This window comes from Microbacterium sp. NPDC097977, from assembly GCF_040302605.1.
Classification (GTDB): Bacteria; Actinomycetota; Actinomycetes; order Actinomycetales; family Microbacteriaceae; genus Microbacterium.
The window spans coordinates 1-21095 of record NZ_JBEOUR010000034.1 but is presented as its reverse complement, the minus strand read 5'-3'; the positions used below and the strand labels follow the sequence as shown (position 1 = coordinate 21095).

The 21095-nt window shown below is 69.6% G+C and carries 21 protein-coding genes; 6 read left to right on the top strand and 15 right to left on the bottom strand.

What is annotated here, in order from left to right; genetic code table 11:
* Window positions 1-70 precede the first annotated feature (70 nt).
* Window positions 71-1285 carry a bifunctional phosphopantothenoylcysteine decarboxylase/phosphopantothenate--cysteine ligase CoaBC gene (coaBC, locus tag ABTZ43_RS09580; RefSeq protein ID WP_350538624.1) on the bottom strand — a complete coding sequence of 405 codons (1215 nt, stop codon included), beginning with the start codon at window positions 1283-1285 and terminating at the stop codon, window positions 71-73.
* 68 nt (window positions 1286-1353) lie between these two features.
* On the opposite strand from coaBC, the gene ABTZ43_RS09575 reads away from it, so the two are divergent.
* Window positions 1354-2055 (top strand): NRDE family protein, encoded by a 702-nt coding sequence (locus ABTZ43_RS09575; RefSeq protein WP_350538623.1) that lies wholly within the window; start codon window positions 1354-1356, stop codon window positions 2053-2055.
* Window positions 2056-2081: 26 nt separating this feature from the next.
* Here ABTZ43_RS09575 and ABTZ43_RS09570 read toward each other — a convergent pair whose 3' ends face one another.
* Entirely contained in the window at window positions 2082-3059 is a 978-nt protein-coding gene (locus tag ABTZ43_RS09570) for a GlxA family transcriptional regulator (protein ID WP_056414987.1), read from the bottom strand.
* Window positions 3060-3147: 88 nt separating this feature from the next.
* On the opposite strand from ABTZ43_RS09570, the gene ABTZ43_RS09565 reads away from it, so the two are divergent.
* Genes ABTZ43_RS09565 through ABTZ43_RS09555 form a run of 3 tightly spaced genes read left to right on the top strand, consistent with a single transcriptional unit; the run spans window position 3148 to window position 4423 of the window.
* Complete coding sequence (locus ABTZ43_RS09565; RefSeq protein WP_188042285.1) at window positions 3148-3309, top strand: hypothetical protein; 162 nt, start codon at window positions 3148-3150, stop codon at window positions 3307-3309.
* Between the two features lie 38 nt (window positions 3310-3347).
* Window positions 3348-3791: a hypothetical protein gene (locus ABTZ43_RS09560; protein ID WP_350538622.1), complete on the top strand. Its 444-nt coding sequence runs from the start codon at window positions 3348-3350 to the stop codon at window positions 3789-3791.
* Window positions 3792-3826: 35 nt separating this feature from the next.
* Window positions 3827-4423, top strand: a complete 597-nt coding sequence (locus ABTZ43_RS09555) for a hypothetical protein (protein WP_350538621.1) — start codon at window positions 3827-3829, stop codon at window positions 4421-4423.
* Between the two features lie 10 nt (window positions 4424-4433).
* Here the strand turns inward: ABTZ43_RS09555 and ABTZ43_RS09550 are convergent, their stop codons facing one another.
* From ABTZ43_RS09550 to ABTZ43_RS09510, 9 genes are all read right to left on the bottom strand, one after another.
* Complete coding sequence (locus ABTZ43_RS09550) at window positions 4434-5690, bottom strand: glycosyltransferase (protein ID WP_350538620.1); 1257 nt, start codon at window positions 5688-5690, stop codon at window positions 4434-4436.
* Window positions 5691-5701: 11 nt separating this feature from the next.
* On the bottom strand, window positions 5702-6940 hold the full coding sequence (locus ABTZ43_RS09545; RefSeq protein WP_056414979.1) for a glycosyltransferase: 1239 nt from the start codon (window positions 6938-6940) through the stop codon (window positions 5702-5704).
* A 121-nt stretch (window positions 6941-7061) separates the two neighbouring features.
* Entirely contained in the window at window positions 7062-7931 is an 870-nt protein-coding gene (locus ABTZ43_RS09540) for a dihydrodipicolinate synthase family protein (RefSeq protein WP_350538619.1), read from the bottom strand.
* 71 nt (window positions 7932-8002) lie between these two features.
* Entirely contained in the window at window positions 8003-8734 is a 732-nt protein-coding gene (locus ABTZ43_RS09535; RefSeq protein WP_350538618.1) for an SDR family oxidoreductase, read from the bottom strand.
* Window positions 8731-10524: a dihydroxyacetone kinase family protein gene (locus ABTZ43_RS09530; protein ID WP_350538617.1), complete on the bottom strand. Its 1794-nt coding sequence runs from the start codon at window positions 10522-10524 to the stop codon at window positions 8731-8733. The genes ABTZ43_RS09535 and ABTZ43_RS09530 overlap by 4 nt, the downstream gene beginning before the upstream one ends.
* 4 nt (window positions 10525-10528) lie before the next feature.
* Complete coding sequence (locus ABTZ43_RS09525; protein WP_149422111.1) at window positions 10529-11395, bottom strand: carbohydrate ABC transporter permease; 867 nt, start codon at window positions 11393-11395, stop codon at window positions 10529-10531.
* Window positions 11392-12330: a carbohydrate ABC transporter permease gene (locus ABTZ43_RS09520; RefSeq protein ID WP_149422110.1), complete on the bottom strand. Its 939-nt coding sequence runs from the start codon at window positions 12328-12330 to the stop codon at window positions 11392-11394. The genes ABTZ43_RS09525 and ABTZ43_RS09520 overlap by 4 nt, the downstream gene beginning before the upstream one ends.
* A gap of 67 nt (window positions 12331-12397) precedes the next feature.
* Complete coding sequence (locus ABTZ43_RS09515; protein ID WP_350538616.1) at window positions 12398-13696, bottom strand: ABC transporter substrate-binding protein; 1299 nt, start codon at window positions 13694-13696, stop codon at window positions 12398-12400.
* Between the two features lie 44 nt (window positions 13697-13740).
* On the bottom strand, window positions 13741-14724 hold the full coding sequence (locus ABTZ43_RS09510; protein WP_188042283.1) for a phosphoglycerate dehydrogenase: 984 nt from the start codon (window positions 14722-14724) through the stop codon (window positions 13741-13743).
* 192 nt (window positions 14725-14916) lie between these two features.
* On the opposite strand from ABTZ43_RS09510, the gene ABTZ43_RS09505 reads away from it, so the two are divergent.
* On the top strand, window positions 14917-15894 hold the full coding sequence (locus ABTZ43_RS09505; protein ID WP_350538615.1) for a zinc-binding dehydrogenase: 978 nt from the start codon (window positions 14917-14919) through the stop codon (window positions 15892-15894).
* 1 nt (window position 15895) lies between these two features.
* Here ABTZ43_RS09505 and ABTZ43_RS09500 read toward each other — a convergent pair whose 3' ends face one another.
* Entirely contained in the window at window positions 15896-16534 is a 639-nt protein-coding gene (locus ABTZ43_RS09500; protein WP_350538614.1) for a GntR family transcriptional regulator, read from the bottom strand.
* Window positions 16535-16679: 145 nt separating this feature from the next.
* Here ABTZ43_RS09500 and ABTZ43_RS09495 point away from each other — a divergent pair, with 145 nt between their 5' ends.
* Window positions 16680-17270 (top strand): hypothetical protein, encoded by a 591-nt coding sequence (locus ABTZ43_RS09495; RefSeq protein ID WP_056414976.1) that lies wholly within the window; start codon window positions 16680-16682, stop codon window positions 17268-17270.
* Window positions 17271-17322: 52 nt separating this feature from the next.
* Here ABTZ43_RS09495 and ABTZ43_RS09490 read toward each other — a convergent pair whose 3' ends face one another.
* The 3 genes from ABTZ43_RS09490 to ABTZ43_RS09480 form a co-directional block, all read right to left on the bottom strand.
* Window positions 17323-18939 (bottom strand): HNH endonuclease signature motif containing protein, encoded by a 1617-nt coding sequence (locus ABTZ43_RS09490; protein ID WP_350538613.1) that lies wholly within the window; start codon window positions 18937-18939, stop codon window positions 17323-17325.
* Between the two features lie 245 nt (window positions 18940-19184).
* Window positions 19185-19595 (bottom strand): MmcQ/YjbR family DNA-binding protein, encoded by a 411-nt coding sequence (locus ABTZ43_RS09485; RefSeq protein ID WP_149422104.1) that lies wholly within the window; start codon window positions 19593-19595, stop codon window positions 19185-19187.
* A 75-nt stretch (window positions 19596-19670) separates the two neighbouring features.
* Window positions 19671-21095 (bottom strand): glycoside hydrolase family 38 C-terminal domain-containing protein (locus ABTZ43_RS09480; protein WP_350538612.1); only part of this gene is annotated, 1425 nt, incomplete at its 5' end.

Below are 21095 nucleotides of genomic sequence, written 5' to 3'. Positions count from 1 at the left end.
CTTCTCGTCACTGCTGATCGACCACTACGACGGGTCGAAGTCCTCAAAGTTGAGTGGACGTGACTCAAGTTTATCGCACTGCGCGCACCGCGTCCAGGATCCCTCCGGCGACCTCGCGCTTGGTGCCGGCGACGGATGCCACGACCTCGCCGCCGTCCCCGACGATCTCGACCGCGTTGTCGGGCTGCTCGAAACCCTGCTCCGCGTTCACGAGGTTGACGGCGAGCAGATCGACACCCTTCCGCGCCCGCTTGCGGCGAGCGCGTTCCCTGCGTTCGTGCGCGTCCGGAGAGGTCTCGGCCGCGAATGCGACGATCGTCTGACCATCCGGCGCCGCACCCTCCGACCGCAGGGCCGCGAGCGCCGCGACGACGTCCTCGTTCTCGACGAGCTCGAGATGGGTCAACGCGCCCTGCTCCTTGGTCAGCTTCTGATCCGCGACCGAGGCGGGGCGGTAGTCGGCGACGGCCGCGGCCATGATGACGATGTCGGCCTCGCGCGCGGCATCTTTCATCGCCGAGGCGAGTTCGGCGGCCGTCGCGACCGGCACCACGCGCACCGCCGGATGCCGCGCAGCGGCCAGCACGTCATCCGAGACGTTCGCGGCGACGAGCGTGATGCGGGCACCGCGGGAGGCCGCCTCCGCCGCCAGCGCCACCCCCTGCCTGCCGCTGGACCGGTTGCCCAGGTACCGCACGGGATCGATGGGCTCCCTGGTCCCGCCCGCCGAGACCACGATGCGCACACCGTCGAGGTCGTGCGGGCCGAGCAGCGCGACCGCCGCCTCGAAGATCTCCTCCGGCTCCGCCATGCGCCCGGGGCCGCTGTCGCCGCCGGCGAGCTCACCGTCGGCCGGTCCGACGAGATGGATCCCGCGGCTCCGCAGCGTGGCGATGTTCGCCCGGGTGGCCGCGTTCCGCCACATCTCGGCGTGCATGGCCGGCGCGAGCAGCACCGGTGCCTCGGTGGCGAGCAGCGTCGTGCCGAGAAGGTCGTCGGCGATGCCGGCGGTGATCTTGGCGATCGAGTTCGCGGTCGCCGGTGCGACGATCACCAGGTCGGCCCCCTGCCCGAGGGCGACGTGCCGCACGCGCGCGACGTCGTCGTGGACGCTCGTCGTGACCGGATGCCGGCTCAGCGCCTCCCAGGTCGGCGTGCCGACGAAACGCAGCGCATCCTCGGTCGGCACGACGGTCACGTCATGCCCCGCCTTGGTCAGCAGCCGCACCAGGTGCACTGTCTTGTATGCGGCGATGCCACCCGTAACCCCGACGACGATGTTCACGCTTCGATTCTGCCGCAGCATCCGCCCCACGGGGCTCGGGTCCGCACACCGCTCGTAGACTGGGCACCGTGTGCACCGTCGTGATCGATGTCGCCGACTCCGTGACGGCCCGACTGCTCGCGGTGCGTGACGAGGATCCGCAGCGCGAATGGGATGCTCCGGGCGAATGGTGGCGGGATGCCTACCCCGGCGTCTCCGGCATCCGCGATCGCCGAGCCGGCGGCGCGTGGCTCGCCACCGACCCTGCGGCCGGTCGACTGGCGGTGCTGCTGAATCGCGCCGACGTCGTCGACCTCGCAGAAGACGTCGCGGTGTCGCGCGGTTCGCTGGTGCTGGAGTCCGTCTCCGGGCGATCCCCGGTCGCTCCGCTGCCGATGCACGGGTTCAACCTGCTCGAAGTGGCACCGGAGGGCGCACGAGTCATGAGCTGGGACGGCGTCGAGCTGCGCGAGACGCCGATCCGCCACGGCGTGCACATGATCGCGCACGGCGACCTCGACGATCCGGGCACCCCGCGCATCGCCGCCTGGCTGCCGGAGTTCCGCGCGCGGGGAGCCACGGACGACGCGGCGGACTGGGCCGCCGACTGGACGTCGCTGCTCGCCTCATCGGCCGGACTCGACCCGGAGGACGACCGAGCGATCATCCGCGACAACCGTCCGCACGGGTACCCCACCCAGTCGCTGCTGTACTGCCTGGCCACGGTGGCCACGGATCGCGTCGAGCTCGACTACCGCGCACTGCCTCGACCAGGGCACTGGACGCACTGACAAGACGATGACGGGCGGTCACACGGTCACGCGGCGGAGGATTCCGTCTCGTCGGCGCACGAGAAGCGCGCGCGATAGGCGGTCGGGGTGGTGCCGAGCACTCGTGAGAAGTTCTGCCTCAGCACCGCCGCGGATCCGAACCCGCACTCCTCCGCGATCCGGTCGAGCGAGAGGGTGCTGCGCTCGAGCATCCGCTGCGCGTGCAGCACCCGCTGGCGTCCGAGCCAGGCGGCCGGAGTCGCTCCGTACTCGGCCTTGAACCGGCGGGCGAACGTGCGCGGCGACATCAGGGCGCGGGCCGCCAGTCTCTCGATGCCCAGGTCGTCGCGCAGGTGCTCGACCGCCCAGTCGGCGACGGCGGCGAGCGAGTCGCTCGGCACGACGGGGATGGGTCGATCGATGAACTGCGCCTGCCCGCCGTCGCGCTGCGGCGGCACCACCATGCGGCGGGCGATGCGGTTGGTCAGCTCCGCGCCGAGCTCCTGACGCAGCAGGTGCAGGCAGGCGTCGATGCCCGCGGCGGTTCCCGCGCTCGTGATGATCCGCTCGTCCTGCACGAACAGCACGTCCGGGTCGACGTCGACGAGGGGATACATGTCGGCCATGACGTCCGCGTACATCCAGTGCGTCGTCGCGCGGCGTCCGTCGAGCACACCCGCGGCTCCGAGGATGAAAGAGCCGCTGCAGATCGTCAGCACCCAGGCTCCCCGCGCGACCGCGTCTCGGGCGACCTCGATCAGCAGCGGATCGATCCGCCCCCAGTACTCGCGTGGCACCGGACACAGGATCACGAGGTCGGCCTCGTACGCGAAGGAGAGATCGTGCTCGACGTTGAGAGAGAAGCCCATCTTCGACGCCACCGCACCGGGACGAGGCGCGACCACGCGGAAGTCGAAGTTCGGGACGCCGTCGTTCGAGCGATCGAGACCGAACGCCTCGCAGGCCAGACCGAACTCGAAGGGCGCGAAGCCGTCTTGGACGACACAGGCGACGGTCTTCATCATGGCGATCTCCCCCGGTTGGCAGGTTTCCTACGCCCGCAGTCTATTCTGCCACTAGTGGCAGATCAAGACTGAACGTAGCGTTTCTGCCATGTTCCTTCTTCTCGCTCTTCTCGCCCTCGTACTCTGGGCCGTCATCGCCACGGTCGTGGAACTGCGGCGCGACGGATACCGACAGACCCCCACCGACTGGTCGCGCGTCGGGGAACCCCGCGCTCACGACCGCGCGGAATCGGGACACATCTACCGCTGACTCTCGCCACGCGGGTCACCCCCGGCTACGCTCGCACCATGAGCGAGCCTCACCAGCCACCCGCCCAGCCGCACGGCGCTCCCCCGCAGTTCCCCACCGCAGCACCGCAGCCGCCTTCGGCAGGATCGGCATCCGCACCCGCATCCGCACCCGCACCCGCACCCGCACCCGGCGGATCGCTCGGGCGCGTGGCCTTCGTCATCGCGCTGGTGGCGATGGGCATCGGGCTTGTCGTCACGCTGTCCTTCCCCGTCGCAGTCCGCCTGTTCCCCGGTCCGTCGGCGATCGGGGTGTTCGGCGCGATCGGTAACCTCTTCGTGCTGGTGGCGGCGGTCGTCGCGCTGGTCCTCGGGCTGATGTCGGTGCGCCGACCGAGGCAGCAGATCCTCGCGGGCATCGCCATCGGCATCAGCGCATCGGCGATCGCCGGCATCGTCATCTCGTGGGTGTCCAACCTCGTCATCGCCCTGACCTACTCCTGACCTACTCCTGACGTACGCCTGACCGGAGACAGAACATGAGCGAACCCCGCCCCCACGACGCGGCTCCGCAGATCCCCCCGCCGCAGGGACACACCCCTCCACCGGCACCCCAGCCCGGCCAGCCGTACACACAACCCGGCCAGCCCTACGCACAACCCGGCCAGCCCCACGCGCAGCCCGGCCAGCCCTACACACAACCGGGCCAGCCGTACGCACAGCCGGGCCAGCCCTACGCACAGCCCGGCCAGCCCTACGCACAGCCCGGCCAGCCCTACCGCACGTCCGCGGCATCCGGAACTCCCTACGGAGCGTCGTCGAGCGCCGCCGGCAATCCCCTCGGGCGCCTCGCGTTCGTCGTGACCGTGGTCTCCGTCGCGGTGGGACTCGTCTGGCAGCTCCTGCTGCCGATGCTGTACGCGAGCGTCGGCTTCGGGGTGATGGGCGCGTTGCAGAGCGTGCCGAGCTTCCTGGTACTCGTGGGAGCGGCCACCGGTCTCGTGCTCGGCATCACCGCGCTCCGACGACCGGCTCCGCACCTCCTCGCCGCGATCGCCGTCGGGATCGCGGCGAACACGGTCATCGGCACAGTGGTCTCGTTCATCGCGAGCCTGTTCTACAGCCTCGGATTCTGACCGACGCCGCTCAGCGCGCGAGCACCCGCTCGTAGATCTCGACCATCGCGGCGGTGCGCGACGACTGTCGGAACGCCTCGGAGACCTCGCGCATCGGCACGGGTGCGGTGCCGGCGGCGATGTCGGAGACCGCCCGGCGCAGAGCGTCGACGAGTCCGGCCCTGCGCTGGTCCTCGGTACCCGACGCACCGGCGACCGCCCAGAGCCCGCCACCGAGCTCGGCCGCGATGTCGGGGTCGCTGATCACCGAGGGTGTGCCGAGGGTCGCGGCCTCGAACGGCGTCATCCCCTGGGTCTCGAACCCGATCGAGGTCTGCACCAGCGCGTCCGCCGCCGCGATGCGCGCCAGCGTCTCGGGGTAGCTGAGCTTTCCCGCGAACCGCACCCCGCGCACACCCGACACGATCCTCTCGGCCGCCGCGCGCTGCGCGCCGCCGCCGATGATCTCGAGCTCTGCATCGACTCCGGACTCGACGAAGGCGTGCAGGAACGGCAGCAGGCGCTTCTCCGGGCTCATCCTCCCCAGCCAGACCAGACGCGGGCGTCCGGGGTCGCGCTGCGACGGAGCGGTCGCGAGCGTCGCGTCGCGGACCTCGTCGTCGATGCCGTTCCAGACGACATCGACGGGACCGAACACGTCGTGCTCCTCGAGGCGTCGGGCGAAGTGCGTCGACGGCGCCGTGACCGCCGAGGCGCCGCGCGCGATGCCCCGGAGGAACGCCCACCCGTCGCCGTCGCCGGCGGCGCTCTTGAAGCCGGCACTGTCAGGGACGGTGCTGGATCCGTCGGAACCGACGCCGGCGACGTCGCGCAGTGCCCGACGACGCCACAGGTTCAGCACCGCGAGCACGGGTCGATGCAGCGGTGTCACGGCCGCGATGCCGACATCCACGCGATTGTGCATGGTGTGCACGACCGGAATCCCGTGCCGTGCCGCGTACCGGTGCCCGATGAACGCGCCCCAGAAGTCCGCCTGGACGTGCACCACATCGACCGGTGGTCGCCGTGTCATCGCCCGATCGAGGATGCGGTCGGTACGGCGCCCCGGCCAGCTCATCGAGTACTCGCGGTCGGTCGTGATCGGCACCGACGGGAGATCGATGTTCGCGGGGTCGGCGCTGCTCCGCGCGCGCGGACCGTGCATCCTCGGCGCGACGACGGTCACCGTGTGACCCGCGCGCTCGAGGTACCGTCGCTGCAGCCGCATCGACACCTGGGCCCCGCCGAGGGAGTCGAGGTGCTGATCGCCGACGAAGACGATGTGCATGGCGCGCCCGATCACTCGGGCAGGGGCTCGTCGCGGTAGAGCGCCTCGAACGTGTCGAGAGTGCGATTGATGTCGTGGATGACGACGCCGTCGAGCGAGGCCTGCTGCATCCGCTGGTACTCCGTCACGTCCGCGGTCAGCACGTCCGTCAGTCGCGCCGCGAGGGCGTCGGAGTCGCCGGGCTCGAAGAGGTAGCCGTTCTCGCCGTCGTGCACCAGATGCGGCAGTGCCACGGCATCCGCGGCGACGATCGGCAACGCCGAGGCCATGGCCTCCATCGTCGCGATCGACTGCAGCTCGGCGATCGAGGCGATCGTGAACACCGAGGCCCGTGACAGCAGCGCGCGCAGCTCCTCGTCGCTCGTGCGCCCGTGGAATGTCACCCGATCGGCGAGGCCGAGCTGCACGGTCAGGTTCTCGAGCTGCTTGCGCTGGTCTCCGCCGCCGACGATGTCGAAGGTCGCGTCCAGCGCAGGGTCGAGCTTGGTGATCGCCTCGAGGATGACCTCGACCTGCTTCTCGGCGGTCAGACGGCCGACGAAGATGATCCGGTTCTTGTCGCGGGGCCCGATCACGGGCGTGTACTGCGCGCGGTCGATGCCGCAGCTGACCGGGATCACGTTCTCGACAGCGACGGTCCGCTCGAGGAAGTCGGCGGCGCGCCGGGTCGGCGTGGTGATCGCGCGCGTCAGGGCGAAGGTGCGCTTCGCATCGCCCCATGCCCAGCGCAGCACGAGGTCGTCGACCCACTTCGGCATGGTGGTGTGATCGAGGATGTTCTCGGCCATCACGTGGTTCGTCGCGATCACGGGGATGCCGCGTTCGTGGGCGATGCGCGCGAGACCGCGGCCGATCACGATGTGCGACTGGATGTGCACGACATCCGGCTGGACGCTGTCCATGATCCTGCGGGCGTAGTGCTTCACGCGCCAGGGCCAGACGAAGCGCAACCAGTCGTGCGGAGCCCAGCGCACCGACGGCAGGCGGTGCAGCGTCATCGGCTCGCCCTCGATCACCTCGGTGCGTGCGGGCGTGCGACGGTAGACGAGGTTAGGGGCGACGACGTGGACGTCCTCACCGCGCTGCACGAGACCGGCAGCGAGACGCTCGGCGAATCGTGCGGCGCCGTTGATGTCGGGGGCGAAGGTGTCGCACCCGATCAGGATGCGCAACGGCCGCGACCCTGACGCGGACACGGCGTCGGGGGTGGCGTCGGGGGAACCCGTCGGATCGGAGGGAGAGGAAGACATTCTGCCTTACGGTACGGCGGCCAGGGAGCCCCTGAGGGCGCTCGCCACTCTACCGGAGGGGCCTGATCGGCAGCGGGGAGGAACACCGTGGCCCGCGCTACCGCCCCCTCCCCGCCCCTCGTCACGACAGTTCGTGGACCGCCTTCTCGATCGCGGCGACCGCTGCGGCGTCCGGCGCGTCGATGGCCATCCGCACTCCGCCCGCGGGCACGCCGAGCGCGGCATAAGCGACCTTCATGCGGGCCATGTCTCCCTGGATCACGTCGACCGCGGTGTCGACGTCGATCTGCGCGCGAGCCACGGCGGCCTCGTCGCCTCCGGCCGCGGCGTCGCGCAGCGCGCGGAACGGCCGCGGCAGCACGGAGGAGATCCCGGACACGACCCCCTGGGCGCCGCTGTCGGAGGCCACGGCGAGATCGCGGTCGCTCCCCGTGTACAGCACGAAGTCCTCAGGGACGACCGCACGGTACGCGGCCACCTGCGCGAGGGGCTCGCCGCTGATCTTGGCGCCGACGATGTTCGGAAGGGCGGCGAGACGCGCCATCAGCGGTGCGGGCACGAAGTTGCCCGTGCGGTCGCGGAACACGTAGACGTACACGTCGAGACCGTCGCTGACCGCCGAGACCTCGCGGAAGAAGTCGTACAGACCCTCCTCGCTCGACGACAGGTAGTACGGGGTGATCACGGCGACCTCGGTGGCGCCGGCCTCGCGGGTCGCGGCGATCAGACGGCGCACCTCGAACAGGCTGGGCGCGCCGACGTGCACGATGACGCGCATCCGTCCGCCGAGCTCCTCGACACTCGCGCGCGTGAGGGCAGCGCGCTCGTCGAAGGACAGCGCGGGGAACTCCCCCGTCGTGCCCAGGACGAACGCTCCCTCGTTGCCGGAGGCGGCCACGAAGCGCAGGATCGCGCGTGAGCCCTCCAGATCGAGGGCTCCGTCGTCGGCGAATGCGACGGGCACGGCGGTGATGATGTCTCGGCGGGTCATGGGCTCTCCTGGGATCGGGTCGCGGGGTGGGGTCGTGGCGTGGGGAGCGGCAGCCGACGGGCGGGTCGACGTCACGCGTACGAGGTGTTCGAGGTCGGTGTGAAGACGATCTCGTTGACGCAGATGCGCGGGGGCAGTTCCGCGATCCAGCGGATCGCGTCGCCGACGTCGTCGGCGGTGAGCATCCGTGCGCGTTCGTCCGCACTCGGCGGATTCGGACGCGTATCGAGGATCTCGGTCGCCACTTCGCCGGGGCAGAAGTGCGTGGCGCGGATGCCGTGCAGGCGCTCCTGCGCGTTCACGGTCTCGGCGAGGGCCCCCATCGCGGTCTTGCTCGTCGAGTAGCCGGCTCCGACGCCGGGTGCGAAGCGCCACCCCGCCCACGACGACACGAGGACGACGAGGCCGTCGCCCCCGCGTCTCATGGCGGGAAGTACCGCGTGGATGGCGCGCACAGCGCCGGTGAGGTTGATGTCGACGACTCGCGCGAAGTCGAGAGGGGAAGTGTCATCCCAGAAGCGATTGCGCACGTTGGTGCCGGCGCTGTACACGAGGGTGCGGACCGGACCGTGGTCGGCGCCGATGACCTCCGCGGCCTGCGCGACCGCGGCCTCGTCGGCCACATCGACCGGCAGCGCGACCGCGCGCCCGCCGGCGGCGTGCACGGCGTCGACCGTGCGCTGCAGTTCGTCGACCCGGCGACCGGAGACCACCACCAGCTCGGCGGACACGGCGAGCGACACGGCAGCCCCGCGTCCGATCCCCGATCCTCCCCCGAGCACCCAGGCGATGCCGACGGTCACGCGACCTGCTCCCGCCACTCCGCGACGGCGTCGAGCAGCCGCGCATAAGCCGTCGCCCCGGGGTCGGCATGGCCCGCGCCGCGTTCGCCGACCCAGGAGGCGCGGCCTCGTCGTGAGACCAGCTCGGCCGTCTCACGCACACCGCTCCATGCGGCGGCGCGCATGGCCGCGATCGCCTCGTCGATACCGGCGGGTGCCGCGTCCAACGCCGCGATGGACGGCAGGAGGGCGTCGAGCAGCGTCTTGTCGCCGGGACGAGCCCCGCCGCGCTCCGCGATGCGGTCGGCGAGCGCCGTCAGCGCGGCGCTCACGGTCACGCGATCGAGAGTGGTGCGCCCGCGCAGCGTCGACGCCGCCGCGAGCATCCCGCCGCCGAAGAGCGCCGCGAAGGTCGAGGGGTTGGCGGTGGCGAAAGCCTCGCCCGCCTGCAGCACGGGCTGCGCCAGATCATCGTCGAGGGACCCCTCGAGCGCGCGGAGGATCGCCTCCGCGCCGGCCGAGACCGTGATGCCGAGATCACCGTCGCCGAGGGCGGCATCCAGGTCGCGCAGCTCACCGGCGTGCTCGGCCCAGAGCGGCATCACGCCGCGGATCGCCCGGACGAGCGCATCCGCGGCCTCGCGAGCGGAGGGATCGCCGCTGCTCGACGGGCCGGCGCTCGACGGGTCAGTGGTGCTCGACGGGCCGGCAGCCGCAGGCGCACCGAGCGCACCCGAGCGCGCCGCGTCTGCGGCGACGCGCCCGTCAGCGGCGGGGCGTCGCGGGCCAGTCCCCCGCGCCGATGGCGTCTCTCCGGCCTGCGAGAAGAACGGGGAGTCGGCCGGGGCATCCAGCAGCGCGGTCAGTTCGTCATCGAGCACGAGGATGCTGATCGACGCACCACCCATCTCGAGACTGGTCGCGAACTCGCCGACCCACGTGCGGTGCACTCGAGCGCCCAGCGCGTCGAGTCGTCGCCTGGCGCGGCGGGCGAGCACATAGAGCTCTTCGAGCGGCGTCGCGCCCATGCCGTTCACGAGCAGCGCGACGCGCGCACCGGTATCGATGCCGCGATCGGCGATGATGCTGTCGAGGAGCTCGTCGGCCACGTCATCCGCTGCGGCGAGGGGTCCCGTGCGACTGCCCGGTTCGCCGTGGATGCCGATCCCGATCTCCATCTGCCCCTCGTCCAGCTCGAACGAGGGCTTTCCGGTCGTGGGCAGAACGGTGGGCGACAGCCCCACACCCATGGTCCCGGTGCGATCGACGGCACGCTGGGCGAGGGCGGCGACCGCGGTCAGGTCGTCGCCGCGGGCTGCGGCGGCACCGGCGATCTTGTACGCGAAGAAGATGCCGGCGACACCGCGACGGGAGCTCGCGCTCTCGAGCGGGGCGCTCGCGACATCGTCGGCGCCGAGCACGGTGCGCGTGCGGATGCCGTCGGTTCCGACGATGTCGGCTGCGAGGTCGAAGTTGTACACGTCGCCGCCGTAGTTGCCGTACAGGTACAGCACGCCGGCACCGGCATCCGCCGCGCGCGTGGCCGCCGCGATCTGCGCTGCGGAGGGCGAGGAGAACACGTTGCCCACCGCGACCGCCGAGCAGAGGCCCGCGCCGACGTAGCCGAGGAACAGCGGCAGATGACCGGATCCGCCGCCTGTGACGATGCCGACGGTCCCCGGCTCCGACGATGCGCGCGCGATCGCCCTCGCGTCGTCGGACACCGCATGCAGTCGGTCGCCGTGGGCGAGCAGGATCCCCTCGATGACCTCGTCGACGAAGTCGTGCGGGTCGTTGATCAGCTTCGGCATCCGCTCAGCCCTTCGTCGCACCGGCCGTGAGGCCGCTCACCACATACCGCTGCGCGAGCAGGGCGATGATCATGACGGGAACCGTGATCACGACAGCCGCGGCCATGAGACCGCCCCAGTCGACGGCGGCGTAGCTCGTGAAGTTCACGATCGCCACAGGGAGCGTGCGGGTGTGCTGGTTGGACAGCACGAGAGCGAAGAGGAAGTTGTTCCAGCTGAAGATGAACGACAGGATCGTCGCGGTGGCGATGCCGGGCACGGACAACGGCAGCACGACGCGCACGAAGGCGCCGATCCTGCTCGATCCGTCGATCTGGGCGGCCTCCTCGAGTTCCTCGGGGATGCCGTCGAAGAAGCTCGACATGATCGCCACGACCAGCGGCATGGTGACGAAGACGTGGGTGAGGATCAGCACCGTGTAGGTGCCGACCAGCTGCATCTGCGAGAACAGGAAATACCACGGGATCAGCAGGCTGACCCCGGGGATGATGCGCGCCATCAGCAGGTAGGCGGTCGTGTTGGTCGCCTTGAACCGCGCGATCCCGTACGCGGCGGGGACGCCGATGACGAGAGCCAGCAGCGTCGCGCCCGTGCCCACCACGATGCTGTTGAGGATGATCGGCCCGAAGGCCTGGGCGCCGAACACGGTCTCGAAGTTCTTCAGGGTGGGCGTGAACGAGAACGTCCTGCTCGGATCGATGATCTCGAGGTTCGTCTTGAGGCTCGCCAGCAGCATCCAGATCAGCGGGGCGATGAACGCGATCACGACGGCGAGGATGCCGAGCGCGCGCGCCCAGCCGCCGACGACCTGCGCCGGTCGCCGCCGACGGCGCATCCGGACCACAGTGGAGGGGGAGGTCGAGGTGTTCACAGCTTCTCCGCTCTCTTGCGCAGGATCGCGATGACCAGCAGCACGAGGATGATGAGGATGAAGAACAGCATCAGCAGCGCCGATGCGCGTCCGTAGCGGGAGTACTCGAAGGCATCGCTGTAGGCGAGGATGTTGAGCGTCTCCGCCTCGTTGCTGGATCCGCCGCCTCGGCCCTTCGTGGCGTAGATGATGTCGAACGTCTTGAGCGCGTCGATCGCACGCAGGATCGCCGCGGCGCCGATCACCGGAGACAGCAGCGGGAGCGTGATGTGGCGGAAGCGCTGCCACGCGTTCGCACCGTCGACGCGCGCGGCCTCGTCCGGCTCCTCGGGGAGGGTGGAGAGGCCCGCGAGCAGGATCAGGATGACCATCGGGGTCCACTGCCAGACGTCGATGAAGATCAGTGTGTTCAGCGCCGTGTCCTTGTCGGAGAGCCACCCCTGGGCGGGCAGTCCGATCGACTTCATGAGGACGTTGGCGAAGCCGATGGTCGGCTCGAAGATCACGAGCCACATCATGCCGACCGCGACGGGCGTCGCGACCAGCGGAAGCAGGATGAACACCCGCACGAGGCCCTGGCCACGGAAGGTCTTTCTCAGCAGCAGGGCGATGGCGAGGCCGATGACGAGTTCGAGGACGAGAGCGACGATCGTGAAGTACGCCGTGCGTCCGACAGCCGGCCAGAACCGGGTGACGTCGCCGAGCCAGTGCGCGTAGTTGTCGAAGCCGATGAACTCGAACGGCCGCGTGACGGCACCCTGCGCGTTGGTGAGCGACAGGAAGATCGTGTACCCGACCGGGAACGCGATCAGCAGAGTGATGAACACCACCGACGGGATGATCAGAATCCACTTCAGATTCGCATCGACCCAGTCGACGGGCTTGCGACGATAGGTCGTCACAGGCGGGCGGTTCTTGAGCGAGGTGCTCGACATCGTGGTCCTCCTCGACCAGCGGGGATGAGGGGGCGCCGCGCTCTTCGGTGCGACGCCCTCTCCCGGATTACTTCTCGGAGTCGACCAGGTCCTGGAACGCCGTGTTGGCGGTCTCCGCCGCCGAGGCGACGTCTCCACCCTCGATCGCGGTGATCGCGGGACCGCCGATGATCTCGCGAGCGGCAGCGACCTGCTCGAGCTGCGGGCGGTCGTGCCCGACACCGTCCTCGCCGATGTTCCGGATGATCTCGACGAGGCCGGCGGGGAAGCTCGCCGTCGCCGCGTCGTCATCCCAGGCCGACTGTCGCGCGACCGGCACGGTGGCGTCGGCGAGCATCTGCGTGGTGTTCTCCTCGTTCGTGACCCACTTGATGAACTCCCACGCGGCATCCTGCTTCTTCGAGAACGCGCTGATACCGACCGTCTGCGGCACGATGTTGTAGAACTTCGAGCCCGCCGGACCTTCAGGGAACCGTGCGAACGCGACCGAGTCGACGACGGCGGAGTTCGACTCGTCGAGGAACGTGTAGGCCTGGCTGTCGGCGTCGAGGTAGAACGCCGCATTGCCCTGCGCGAAGATCGCGGAGGCTTCGACCCAGCCCATGTTCGCGGCCCCTGGAGGGCCGTAGTTCTTCAGCAGGTCGCCGTAGAACTCGATGGCCTCGATCGCCTCGGGGCTGTCGATGGTGGCGTTGCCGTCTTCATCCTGGAAGTCGCCGCCGTAGCTGTAGATGAACGACGAGAGCTGGGTCACCAGGGGAACGCGGGCGCCGCGCATGGCGATGCCGTAGAAGCCGTTCTCCGGGTCGTTGAGAGCCTCGGCCGCCGCTTCGAGCTCGTCGAGCGTCTCGGGCGGCTCGATTCCGGCGGCCTCGAGCAGATCGGAGCGGTAGTACACGACGTGCCGCTCGGTCATCACGGGGACGCCGTAGACCACGCCGTCGAGCTGGACGGCCTCACGCGCCGCAGGCTGGAAGTCCTCCCAGTTCCACTCGGCATCCGACTCGACGTAGTCGGTCATGTCGGTGAGCCAGCCGTTGCGCGAGAACTCCCGCATGACGTCCTGCACCTGGTAGGCGAAGATGTCGACGTCGTCGGACTGCGCGTTGAGCTTGACCTTGAGCGTGTCGTTGAGCTGCTCGTTGCCGTAGGCCTCGATGTTGATCTTGACGCCGGTCTCGTCCTCGTACGTCGAGGCGAGGGTCTTCAGACCTTCGGTCCACGGGCTGTTCGCCGCGATGATCGTGAGATCGGTCACCTCGCCGTCGTCTGCAGCGGGGGTTCCGCCGCAGGCCGCGAGGCCGACGAGGAGTGCGCCGACCGCGGGGACCGCGAGGGCGGATCGCTGTGCTTTCCTGCTGAACATCTTCGTTCCTTATCTGTGGGGGTACTCGGGTGACCGGGTGGAGATCAGTTCGCGACGTGGACGGGGGTTCGTCCGGAGAAGACGTCGACGATCGCCTGGGCGGTGGCCCAGCCGATGCGGTCGTACGCCTCTTTCGTGTCGGCGCCCGCGTGGGGAGCCGTGACGACGGAATCGTGACGGAAGAGCGGGTTGTCGGGCGAGACCGGCTCATGCTCGAACACATCCAGGCCGGCACCCGCGATACGGCCGGAGTCGAGACCGCGCACGAGCGCGGCCTCGTCGACGAGTCCACCCCGGCTGGTGTTGATGAGCAGAGTCCCCTCGCGCATGAGGGCGATGAGCTCGTCGTCGACGAGATGGTGCGTCTCGGCGAGGTGGGGCACGTGGACGCTGACGATGTCGACGTCGCGCACGGCGTCCTCGAGCGACACGATGTCCACACCGGCCTTCGCCGCCGCGTCGAGATCGGCGTACGGGTCGTAGGCCTTGATCGTGAGGTCGAAGCCGGAGAGACGGGAGGCGAGGAGCCGTGCGATGGCTCCGAACCCGAGCAGACCGATCGACTTGCCGGCGAGCTCGCCGCCGACGTAGCGGTCCCAGCGCCCCGCACGCGCCGCCTCATCCATCCGAGGCAGTCGACGAAGCAGCGAGAGGATGAACCCGAGAGTCAGTTCCGCCACGGCCTCGGCGTTGCCACCCGGCACGTTGACGACGTCGATGCCCCGGGCGCGCGCGGCGGGCAGGTCGACGTTGTCGAGCCCGACGCCGAGCCGAGAGATGATGCGGAGAGCGGGAGCAGCGGCCAGAGCGTCCTGGTCGAACACCTCGACGCCCGCGACCGCCGCGTCGGCCGTGCCGATGTGCGCGAGCAGCTGCTCGGCGGTCCACGGCACGGTGGTCTGGTTCTCGATCAGCGTGAATCCGTGGTCGAGGAGGAGCTGCCTGCCACGCCCGCAGAGCTCCGCGTAGCGCACGGCTCCGACGATGACGGTGCGCCCTGCGCCGACCTCGGCTGTGCTGTCGTTCATCCTGCTGCCCTTCTGGAGGTGCGCAGCAGCGGAGGCCGGCGTCACCATCGACGATTTCTCAAAACTGTAAAACTGTTAACAATCAACATATGCCAGACTCATAGGCAGGTCAAGACACGATGGCGTGAACGGAGAGACATGAAAGCCCTACGACTCGTGGGCCCACGAACGTTGGAGTGGGACGAGCGAGAGATGCCCGTTCTCCGTCGGGGTCACGCGCTGGTCAGGATCGACCTCGTCGGCCTCTGCGGATCCGACCTCAGCTATTTCGTGAAGGGCGCGAACGGCGACTTCGAGGTCCGTGAGCCTTTCGTACTCGGGCACGAGATCGTCGGCACCGTCGTGGCTGCGGGCGACGACTCCGTCGGTGTCGGCGATCGCGTGGCGGTGCACCCCGTCTGGCCGTGCCCCCGCCCGGGTGAGCGCGAAGTGGCTGCAGATCTCCTCGAGGAGCCCCCGTCCTTCCTCGGCTCGGCATCGACGTGGCCGCACACCGACGGCGGCCTGCAGGAGCACCTGAGCGTGCGCACCGAACGGCTGCGGGTCATCCCGCCGGATCTCCCGTCCGCGACCGCCGTGCTGGCGGAACCCACCGCGGTCGTACTGCACGCCCTCTCACGCGCGGGCGATCCGACGGGGCTCGATGCGGTCGTGTGCGGTGCCGGCCCGATCGGGCTCCTCGCCGTGCTGGCCCTGCGGCGGGCCGGTGCTCGCCGCATCACGGTGACGGATGTGCGAAGCGCTCCGCTCGCGCTCGCCCGTCGGATCGGGGCGGACAGCACCGTCGATCTCTCCTCCGAGCTCCCCGCGGAGTCTTGCGCCGACCTCGTCATCGAGGCGAGCGGGGTACCGGCCTCCCTCGAATCTGCGGCGGCGATGGCACGAGTGGGAGGGACGATCGTGCAGCTCGGCATGCTGCCCCGCGATCAGCGCCCGATCGCGCTGTCGGCGATCGTGACCAAGGAGCTGCGCGTCATCGGGTCGCATCGTTTCACGGGAGAATTCGATGACGCCCTGCGACTCCTGTCGGCGACCCCGGAGGCCGCGGAGATCGTCACGACAGCGCGATCACTGGACGACACAGCCGAGGCCTTCGCCGCTGTGGGCGACCCGACCGTCACCGGCAAGGTGGTCGTCGACGTGAACGGGGTTCTGGGCCGACGCGGGTGACTCACGCCTGGACGGCGCGCGGCGACTCCGGCAGTGCGTCGCGCAGGTGCCCCTTGGCGAGCGTGAGGTGCAGCTGGAGGCGCTTGACGGCCGCGTCGGCGTCACCGAGGCGGACGATGTCGAGGAAGCCCTGGTGATCCGCCGTCGCGGCGGGGATGTCGGGGGTGTCGCTCATCTCGAACAGGATGGCGAAGGTGCGCTGGTAAGGCCGCCACGCCTCCATCAGGCGTCGGTTCTTGGAGATCGTGTAGAACGACGTGTGGAAGTCCATGTCCGCCTCGGCGAACATCTCGACGTCACCGACCTCACCCGCCGCGCGCATGCGGTCGACGATGCCCTGCATCGCATCCCACTCCTTGGCGCTCCCGCGGGCGACCGCGAGTCGGATCGCCAGCGATTCCAGCGCCTCGCGGAGTTCGTAGAGCTCCTCGACGCCCTCGATCCCCAACCCGCGGGTGTACAGCCTCTTGCGACGACTCTCCAGCAGGCCCTCGGACTCGAGGCGGCGCAGTGCATCGCGAATGGGGCCGCGGCTCACGTCGAAGCGCGTCGCGAGAGCGTCCTCGGCGAGATGCTCACCATGGGAGATGACCCCGGTGATGATCTCGACGCGCAGGCGGTGAGCGATCTGCTCGCCCATGCCCAGTGGTCGTGAATTCACCGATCCCCCCACTTCATCTGACAGTTAACAGTTATCCGAGTGTCACTCACCCGAGTGGGCGCCGTCAAGTCGCCCACTCGCCCGCACAGCGGATCCGCTCAGTCACGACGGTTACGGTGGCATCATGCGACTGACTGCCGATGCCGACCCCCGGCTGTGGATCCCCGTGACCGACTCGCTCGGATGGAAGGGCCGGCGGCACCGCAAGGCCGCGATCCGGATGCTGTTGGGGCAGGCGAACGCGGCACTCGGCGTCACCGAACGCCCCGGCTCGCGTCTCGGCGCCTGGGCGATGAGCCAAGCCGCTCCGCTGCTGATGCGTCGCGCGGCAGGCCGGGTGCTGGTGTGGACGTGGAAGGCCGACCCCGAGCTCGTCGTCGCGATGGCGACGGTGCAGACGCTGACGCCGGAGGTGCGCATCGCTCGCGCGTCGATGCCGATGGACTACGACGACACGGTCTCGTTCTCGAGCCGGTGGCTGGGGGCGGGCGAGAAGCTCGTGGTGCCGATGCCGCCGTCGCCGGCCACTCCTCCATTCGTGACGTACACATGGGACACGGGGACGCACCTCGTGACGCTGACGGCGGTGTGCAGCGACCGCGAGCGCTTCGGAACTCTCGACGGCGCTCTCGATGAGCTGGCGGGCAGCATCCGCGTGGCCGATGAGCTGACCGGGGGCGAGTCGCCCGAGGTTCTGCGGCTCGGGCCGGCCTGAACGTGCCCGGCACGCTCTGAGCGTGAACGTGCCCGGCCCCTGTCGGCGGCGCTCAGACCCGTAGCAGGGCACCGCGAACACGCGCCTTCCTCGGCAGACTGAGTCGTGGGGTGCGCCAGCGTTGTGCGGGATCCCACCATGCAGGTCCCCGCACCTGCGGGCGACCGTCTTTCATGCGGATCTCCCAGCCCGAGGCACCGAGGCTTCGGTGATGCCACCAGCACAACGGCACACCGTTGTCCGTATGCGTGGGCCCACCCCGAGCATGCTCGATCACGTGATGGATCTCGCACCATGACGCCGGAACGTGGCATCCCGGAATCAGACACTCCCTGTCGCGGGCGACGATCGCCCGTCGTTGATGCACCGTGAACACGCGATCCGTGGTCGTGAGGCCGACGATCCGCCCCTCATCCATCAGCACGCGTTGGATCGCTCCGGTGCAGCCGGCCTGCGCGGCAATGGAGATCGGAACGTGGGCACCGGATCCCTGGATCGTCGCCCACCCGCCGTTGTCGGCCGGTGCCGACGCGGTGTCTCCGAACGTGGCGCCTTCGCCATGACCAGCGTGTGAGGCGAGGTCTTTCGCATCGACGGTGACGACCAGAACCGGCGACGACCCGCCGAGGGTGGGCATGTCATTGTGGCGGGCAGCGATCGCGATGACCATCGCCACCGCGTCGTGGCGTTTCTGCGCCGCAGTGCGACCATCGATCACGCACCGCGGATCCGAATTGAACGGATCCTCACCGTCTGCGCCTGTGCCTGCTCCTGCATCTGCATCTGCATCTACGTCTACGTCTGTGTGTGCGTGTGCGCGTGCGCGAGAGTCCGCGTCCGCCCCGGCGTCGTCACCCGTGTCCGCGGCAGAGCCGTCGCTGGGCGCGAAGTGCACGCCGGGCATCGGAGGCCCGTCGCCTTTGGGGTTGAGGATCGCATCCATGATGAGCTGGAACTGCGCCGCCACGTCCGGGGTCAGATACCCGCGAATCGCGTGCACGCCGTCATGCAACCGACCGATCGTGATTCCGCGACGACGACAGGCCTCCTCGTCTTTCGGTTCTTCCCCATCGGGATCGAACATCGACGCGAGATCCTCCGCGAGCGCCTTCAGATCCTGCGCCGTCGGCGACGGACCAGGTTCATCCGCACCCGAGTCGTCATCGTCGGCGTCGATCTCGAGACCGTGCCCGCGGGCGCACCCCGCCAACGCGACATCCGCCGCCAGTCGCTGATCGATCGTGAGCCTCTCCCACACTTTCTCGATCGGCCCCGTCGCCGCAAGGAACCCGGCCACTCCGACCACCCCGTCGAGCAACGCGAGCCGCATCTCCGACCAGCGCGCAGGCATCCTCTCCCCTGCCAGACTCTCCGGACGCCGCACCAGATCGACGGCCCTGTCGACCCGGCTGGCGCCCCGCACATCGACCAGGAGCGTCCGCTGCAGCAACTCGTTGAGCCCCCGACAGCCCGCCGAATGCGGGAGTTCCCCCAGATCGGCCGTTGCGACGGTCTCCACGATCACCGCCTCGGCCCGCCGGAACACCGCCCCCGCACCCTGCAGAACAGCCACTCGCTGCGCGTCGGTCAGCCCCGCGAGCGCATCATCGGACAGCACCGTATCGAGGTCGGCGATGACCCGATCCAGAAGCTCCGTGGTGCTGTCCATACCCGCAAGTCAACCCGGAACCACCGACATTCGAGGCCCGAGAACCCTCTTATTTACCCCAGATCAGATGCGTATTCCAGTCTCCCGGAATGGGGCACCACAGGCCCTGCGGCGGTCGTCGCGACCCAGCACCCGAGACCCAGAGCCCAGGCCCCAGCACCCAGCACCCCCAGCCCACAGCACCCAGCACCCAGCCCGCAGACCCCAGTCCCCAGCACCCAGCACCCAGCACCCAGCCCCAGGACTCAGTCCAGCCCGCGCTCCGCGAGCCACTGCTTCGCGACGAGCACGGGCGCGCGCACGAGCCACGCATCCGCGATGATCTCGGCGAGCCGATCCTTCTCGACGGTGTCGAGCTGCACGAGCAGCCCCGGGTACCCGTCGAAATGCGGGATGGAGAACAGCCCGTCCGGTTCGGAGGCGAGCAGCGCGGCCTTCTCCTCGAGGCTCGCCACCCGCACCCCGAGCACCGGACCCTCGGGCCACTCGAGTCCGAGGTCGGCGAGCTGGCGCAGATCGACCTTGCTGGGACCGCGGATCCACGCGATCTGTCCGCTCGGCAGGCGCCACGACGGCTCTCCCGTGTGACCGCCGACGCGTTCGGTCACCCCCGGGAGCGCGAGCGCGATCTCGCGTACATCCTCGAGGGTGACCATTCGCCTATCGTCCTCCCGCACAGCGGCGACCACAATGGCCCGCGTCGACAGCCCGCGAGGCGGCAGAGCGCAGACTCAGCGCACGATACGCAGGGTGCGCACCTCGAACGGACGCAGGCGCAGTTCACCGCCGACGCGCGCGTCGTCGAGCGCGTCTTCGATCAGCGACACCTCGCGGATCTCCCGGTGGTCGAACTCGGCCGTGATCGACCCGATCGCACGACGACCGAGCGCCTCGTACAGTCGCACGATCACGTCGCCCGACCCGTCGTCCGCGAGCTTCACGCCCGAGACGACGATGCCCTCGCCGTGCACGGAGACGAGCGGGTCGACTTCGCGCGAACCACGCACGATCGCCGCCGGGCTGTTCATCGTGATGCCCTCGGCGGTCGCGATCGCGGCATCCGCTCCGATCACGAAGCCGACCGCGATCTCGTGCGGGCCGTGGTCGGTGTCGGGATCGGGGAAGCGCGGTGCGCGGAGCAGCGAGAGGCGCACGGTGGTCGCCACCGCGTCATCGGACACCTCACGGGAGGTGTCGTAGCCGTAGATCGAGTCGTTCACGAGGGCGACGCCGAAGTCCTGCTCGCGCACCAGCACGAACCGGTGCATCGAGGTCTCGAACTTCGCCGCCTCCCAGCTGGTGTTCGTGTGCGTGACCCGCGACTGGTACCCGAACTGGGTCTCGGCCTCGGTGTGCGTGGCCTGGATGTCGAGCGGGAACGCGAGCTTGAGCAGCTTCTCGGTCTCGTGCCAGTCGATCACGTTGCGCAGCTCCACCGTGCGCGAGGCCGGAGCGAGAGTGATCGTCTGCTCGACGGTCGACTCCGAGAAGGCTCGCGTGACGACGACCGTGGCGACGCCGTCGATGACGGATGCCGTGATCGACGCGACCCCGGTGAGATCCTCGACGCTGTTGCGGTAGTACTTGTCGATGTCCCACGCGTCCCACATGTTCGGGAAGTCCTGGTGCAGCTGGAACAGGTTCGCCGCGCGCCCCTCCGCCACGACCTCGCGGCCCGACGCCCTGTCGACGGCCGACACGATGAGTCCCTCGGCGGAGATGAGCACGGAGACCAGGTCGTTCTCGAGACGCCAGCCGTCACCCTCCTCGGCGAGCGCGACATCCGGCTCGGCGCGCGCCTCGAGGAACGCGGCGCCGAGAGCCCGGCCCTCTCCGACCGAACTCGGCACGAACCGCAGCTCGCGGTCTCCGTCGCCGGCGAGCGAGCGACGGGCGGATCCGGCGAGCGTCTGCGCCTCGTCGATCACCCGGGACAGCACCTCGGACGCCTCACGATGCACCCACGCGATGGACGTGCCGGGAAGGATGTCATGGAACTCGTGCAGCAGCACGGTCTCCCACAGGCGGTCGATCTGCGCGGTCGGGTACTCGGCACCGGTGCGCACGGCATCCGTCGCCGCCCACAGCTCGGCCTCGACCAGCGCCTGCTCGGCCCAGCGATGCAGGGCCTTGGTGGCGTGCTGGCTGGTCAGGGT